Origin of the sequence: Bradyrhizobium sp. NAS80.1, assembly GCF_001908205.1 — a bacterium.
Classification (GTDB): Bacteria; Pseudomonadota; Alphaproteobacteria; order Rhizobiales; family Xanthobacteraceae; genus Bradyrhizobium.
Genome location: NZ_LGHL01000345.1, coordinates 1 through 4,469 on the forward strand (window position 1 = coordinate 1; position 4,469 = coordinate 4,469).

Genomic DNA, 4,469 nt, shown 5'->3' on the forward strand with positions numbered 1-4,469 from the left:
AGCCAAGCTCGCTCTCATTGCCGTCGCCAGGAAGCTGTTGACGGTCCTCAACGCCATTATGCGCGACAGGAAGCCGTACCTACAGACCAGGTCAACATAACAGTTGCCGGATCTGCGCAGCAACGCTCGCGCGTTGCAGCGCGTCCGGGACACGAGAGTGTCGGGCTGAAGACGCTTTGAACTTTCCGTCCGTCCCCGGCGACCAAGGACAAGCGCCCATAGCCGCTTACGGCCGGGCCCAGGGACATTTCAGATGGAAAGCATTCGGCCCGACAACACGGACCCGATTCCACTGCGGCCCGCGCCGAACCAGTTCGGCACGATCATGCTGCGCTTTGTAGGATCACTCGCCGTTGCGATCGCGGTGCTGGCGTTCGTCTATAGCCGCTGAAGCGGGCCGGATGCCGGCCCGAAAAAGTTAACGAGGCCTTAACGGCTCGCGTCGACGACCGAGGCTTCCAGGGTGTAGGCGCCATCGGCATAGCCCTTCACCACCATGCCGGCAACCAGCATCACTGCCAGCGTCGCGGTCGCAAAGATAAATCCGACCAGCTTGAGTGCGCCGCGATCTGCCATAGTCCTCGTTCCCCTGTACTCTGCCCAAGTCGTCTCAAATAGACAGCGACAGGTTCATAATTGGTTAGCAACTTGATGGTTCAGCCAGCTGCTTCGCGGGTAAACCATGTTGAGCCGGCTTATGGCAGGCGCCCTGAATCGCGTCCATAGCGCGCGGGCAACAGTTCCGCGATTTCTCTTCTCCCTCTCCCCGTTCTTACGGGGAGAGGGTTGGGGTGAGAGGCCTCTCTCCGCGCATGAGATCGTCGAGAGACCTGTACCCCCTCACGGATCGCAAGAGCGATCCGACCTCTCCCCGCAAGCGGGGAGAGGTGAAAAGACCCGGCTCGGTCAATTCTAGATCACGCGCCCTTCCGCATTGGCACGAAGGCGCTGGCGGTGATGGAGTAGACCTCCTCGCCGCGCTGGTTGGTGCCGGTGGTGCGGGCCGTCAGAATGCCCCAGCCGGGGCGTGAGGCGGAGGTGCGCTTGTCGATGACGACATTGACGTAAGCGACGGTGTCGCCGGCGAGCACCGGCTTTATCCAGCGCAGGTCGCGAAAACCCGGCGACGGGCCCCATACCGCGACCTCCTCCCCGCGCGCTGCGGCTTCCCGCGCCAGGCGCTGGCCATCCGCGACAAGCAGGCTCATACAGGCCGAGCCGACATGCCAGCCCGAAGCGGCGAGCCCGCCGAACAGCGAGTTCTTGCCTTCCTCCTCGTCGAGGTGAAAACGCTGCGGATCGAATTTCGCGGCGAACGTCTTGATGGACTCCGCCGTAAACGTGTAGGCGCCGATCTCGCGGCGATAGCCGATCTCGATCTCCTCGAAGAAACGCATCAGACCGCCCCCTCGCGCCGCTTGATCAGGATCGGCGAGGTCATCTCGCACAGCGCCTGCCCTGTCGCATTGCGCACGGTGCATTTGAACTTGACGATGCCCAGTTCCGGCCGGCTCTTCGAGGTGCGCGCCTCCACGACGTCGACGTCGAGCATGAGGTCGTCGCCGGGTCGAAACGGCGACAGCCAGCGCACCTCGTCAACGCCGGGCGAGCCGAGCGAGGCGGCGCGGGTGATGAAGCCATCGGCCATCATCCGCATCATCAGCGAGCAGAGGTGCCAGCCGGAGCCGGACAGGCCGTGCAGCATGCTCTTGGCCGCCGCCTCCTCGTCCAGATGCATCGGTTGCGGATCGAACTCGGCGGCGAAAGCCAGGATCTCGTCGCGGGTGACATGGCGCGGGCCGAACGTTCCGAACCGGCCGGGCTGGAAGTCTTCGAAGGTCAGGGTCATCTTGGGATTGCTAGCGGAAATGACAGATTGTGGCCGCACTTTGCAGCAATCTCAACCCGCCGGCCCGCATGGCTCGTGCTACATTCGACGCGGGTGTCTTGGCCTGAGTCGGATCAACCGAGGGTCGAGGCCCGATTTGCCCTGGGGAGAGCAATGTTTTCATTCAGCGACCTGTTTCAATGGGACCGCTTCATCACGCCGACGATCATCAAGACCTTCTACTGGCTGGTGATCGCGCTGATCTGCCTGTTCGGCCTCTCCGGCGTCTTCTCCGGCCTTGCGACGATGGCGATCAGCCCGTTCGGCGGCTTCCTGGTGCTGCTGTCGTCGATCGCCAGCGTCGTCGTCGGCGTCGTGTTCTCGCGCATCGCAGCGGAGCTGATCCTGATCGTCTTCCGCATCAACGAGCATCTCGGCGCGATCCGGGATCAGGGCGGCGGGATGAAGTGAGGCTCTCGTGTCCCGGACGCGGCGCGGCGTTCCGGGCGATGCGGAGCATCGTCCCGTACGACGCGACGCAGAGCCGGGACCCATGCATCCACAATCGAAGCTTCTGGGCCCCGGCTCTGCAGCGCACCGCATAGCGCGTCGAAGACGCGCGTGAACGCGCTTATGGAGCGCTGCGCTGCGTCCGGGGCACGAAATCCAGCGTCTTACGTATTAAACCGGAAGTGCATCACGTCGCCGTCGGCGACGACGTATTCCTTGCCTTCGAGGCGGAGCTTGCCGGCATCGCGGGCGCCGGCTTCGCCGCCCAGCGCAATATAGTCCTCATACGCGATCGTCTCGGCGCGGATGAAGCCTTTCTCGAAGTCGGTGTGGATCACGCCGGCCGCTCCCGGCGCCTTGGTGCCGCGATGGATGGTCCAGGCACGCGCTTCCTTCGGGCCCACCGTGAAATAGGTGATGAGGTCGAGCAGCGTGTAGCCGGCGCGGATCAGGCGGTCGAGGCCGGCTTCTTCGAGACCCAGCGTCTCCAGGAAGTCGGCGCGTTCTTCACGTGAAATGGTGGCGATCTCGGATTCGATCTTGGCGGAGATGACGACCGCGACGGCGCCTTCCTTGGCAGCCTGCTCCTGCACCGCTTTCGAGAAGGAATTGCCTGTCGCGGCCGAGCCTTCCTCGACGTTGCAGACATAGAGCACGGGCTTCGACGACAGCAGGCCGAGCATCCCGAACGCGCGCTCCTCCTCGGCCTTGCGCTCGACGAGGCGGGCGGGCTTGCCCTCGCGCAGCAGCACCAAGGTGCGGTTGACGAGGTCGAGCTGCTCCTTGGCGTCCTTGTCGTTACCCTTGGCCTTCTTGGTGAGGTTGTCGACGCGCTTCTCGAGGCTGTCGAGATCGGCGAGCATCAGCTCGGTCTCGATGGTCTCGATGTCGGCGAGCGGGGCGATCTTGCCTTCGACATGGGTGATGTCCGAGTCCTCGAAGCAGCGCACGACATGCGCGATGGCGTCGACCTCGCGGATGTTTGCCAGGAACTGGTTGCCGAGGCCCTCACCCTTGGAGGCGCCGCGTACCAGGCCCGCGATGTCGACGAAGGTCAGCCGGGTCGGGATGACCTGCGCCGACTTGGCGACCGCCGCCAGCTTGTCGAGCCGCGGATCGGGCACGGCGACTTCGCCGACGTTCGGCTCGATCGTGCAGAAAGGATAGTTCGCGGCCTGCGCCGCGGCCGTCTCGGTCAGCGCATTGAACAAGGTCGACTTGCCGACATTGGGCAACCCGACGATCCCGCATTTGAATCCCATTTGTGTCCTGGCCTCCGCGCCGCGCGCGCAAATGTCTTCTGATCTCGTCATGCGCGGGCCTGACCCGCGCATCCATCGTCTTCGAGGGATGGATCGCCGGATCAAGTCCGGCGATGACGACGTTATTCCTTGCCGTTGTCGTCCTTGGTCAAAAATCCCTTCGCCTGCATGGCAAGATGCACCCTGTTGGCGAAGGTCGCGTCCGTCCCCTTGGCGAGCAGCGCGGCGTGCTCGGCAACTGCGTCGCAGAGCGTCGCCACCCATTCGTTGTCGGCCTTGGCAAAGTCCGACAGCACGTGGCCGTGCACCATTTCCTTGACGCCGGGATGACCGATGCCGAGCCGAACCCGGCGGTAGTCGTTGCCGATATGCGCCGAGATCGAGCGCAGGCCGTTGTGTCCGGCGATGCCGCCGCCGATCTTGACCCGCACCTTGCCCGGCGGCAATTCGAGCTCGTCATGGAACACGGTGACGTCGCCCAGGGCGATCTTGAAGAAGCTCGCCGCGTCCTGAACGCTACGGCCGGACTCGTTCATGTAGGTCGTGGGCTTGAGCAGGATCACGCGCTCAGTGCCGAGCGCGCCCTCCGAGGTCTCGCCCTGAAAGCGACGGCGCCATGGCGAGAAACCATGACGCCGCGCAATCTCGTCGACGGCCATGAAGCCGATATTGTGCCGGTTACGTGCGTATTTCGCGCCGGGATTGCCGAGCCCAACAAAGAGTCGCATGACGCGGCGCGCCCCTTGCTCGGCGCGCGATCAAAGACCGCGCGCCAGCCTTGAGAGATTACTTCTTCTTGTCGCCGCCAGCGGGAGCCTTGGCAGCCGCAGCCGGAGCAGCAGCACCCGCAGCCGGAGCAGCCGCGCCAG

General features: G+C 64.2%; 7 protein-coding genes and 1 pseudogene. 3 read left to right on the forward strand and 5 right to left on the reverse strand.

Going from position 1 to position 4,469, the window contains the following annotated elements:
- A pseudogene (locus AC629_RS49620) lies at positions 1 to 100 on the forward strand (IS110 family transposase); the annotation flags it as partial.
- A 153-nt stretch (positions 101 to 253) separates the two neighbouring features.
- A complete protein-coding gene (locus tag AC629_RS47475; RefSeq protein ID WP_168195742.1) occupies positions 254 to 391 on the forward strand; it encodes a hypothetical protein in 138 nt (45 codons plus the stop codon).
- Between the two features lie 38 nt (positions 392 to 429).
- On the opposite strand, the gene AC629_RS47480 is transcribed toward AC629_RS47475, so the two are convergent.
- The 3 genes from AC629_RS47480 to AC629_RS43125 form a co-directional block, all read right to left on the reverse strand.
- A complete protein-coding gene (locus AC629_RS47480; protein WP_167561217.1) occupies positions 430 to 576 on the reverse strand; it encodes a hypothetical protein in 147 nt (48 codons plus the stop codon).
- Positions 577 to 917: 341 nt separating this feature from the next.
- Positions 918 to 1,397 (reverse strand): MaoC family dehydratase, encoded by a 480-nt coding sequence (locus tag AC629_RS43120; RefSeq protein WP_084810679.1) that lies wholly within the window; start codon positions 1,395 to 1,397, stop codon positions 918 to 920.
- Positions 1,397 to 1,849, reverse strand: a complete 453-nt coding sequence (locus AC629_RS43125) for a MaoC family dehydratase (protein WP_084810680.1) — start codon at positions 1,847 to 1,849, stop codon at positions 1,397 to 1,399. The genes AC629_RS43120 and AC629_RS43125 overlap by 1 nt, the downstream gene beginning before the upstream one ends.
- A gap of 153 nt (positions 1,850 to 2,002) precedes the next feature.
- Here AC629_RS43125 and AC629_RS43130 point away from each other — a divergent pair, with 153 nt between their 5' ends.
- Complete coding sequence (locus AC629_RS43130) at positions 2,003 to 2,299, forward strand: DUF4282 domain-containing protein (protein WP_084810681.1); 297 nt, start codon at positions 2,003 to 2,005, stop codon at positions 2,297 to 2,299.
- 203 nt (positions 2,300 to 2,502) lie between these two features.
- Here the strand turns inward: AC629_RS43130 and ychF are convergent, their stop codons facing one another.
- Together ychF and pth are read right to left on the reverse strand one after the other, a co-directional pair.
- Positions 2,503 to 3,600: a redox-regulated ATPase YchF gene (gene ychF, locus AC629_RS43135; protein WP_084810682.1), complete on the reverse strand. Its 1,098-nt coding sequence runs from the start codon at positions 3,598 to 3,600 to the stop codon at positions 2,503 to 2,505.
- A 122-nt stretch (positions 3,601 to 3,722) separates the two neighbouring features.
- Complete coding sequence (pth, locus tag AC629_RS43140; protein WP_084810683.1) at positions 3,723 to 4,328, reverse strand: aminoacyl-tRNA hydrolase; 606 nt, start codon at positions 4,326 to 4,328, stop codon at positions 3,723 to 3,725.
- Positions 4,329 to 4,469: the final 141 nt, after the last annotated feature.

Coding starts and splice junctions, on each gene's coding strand:
- AC629_RS47475 (WP_168195742.1), top strand. CDS start 254: ATGGAAAGCATTCGGCCCGACAACACGGACCCGATTCCACTGCGGCCC.
- AC629_RS47480 (WP_167561217.1), bottom strand. CDS start 576: ATGGCAGATCGCGGCGCACTCAAGCTGGTCGGATTTATCTTTGCGACC.
- AC629_RS43120 (WP_084810679.1), bottom strand. CDS start 1,397: ATGCGTTTCTTCGAGGAGATCGAGATCGGCTATCGCCGCGAGATCGGC.
- AC629_RS43125 (WP_084810680.1), bottom strand. CDS start 1,849: ATGACCCTGACCTTCGAAGACTTCCAGCCCGGCCGGTTCGGAACGTTC.
- AC629_RS43130 (WP_084810681.1), top strand. CDS start 2,003: ATGTTTTCATTCAGCGACCTGTTTCAATGGGACCGCTTCATCACGCCG.
- ychF (WP_084810682.1), bottom strand. CDS start 3,600: ATGGGATTCAAATGCGGGATCGTCGGGTTGCCCAATGTCGGCAAGTCG.
- pth (WP_084810683.1), bottom strand. CDS start 4,328: ATGCGACTCTTTGTTGGGCTCGGCAATCCCGGCGCGAAATACGCACGT.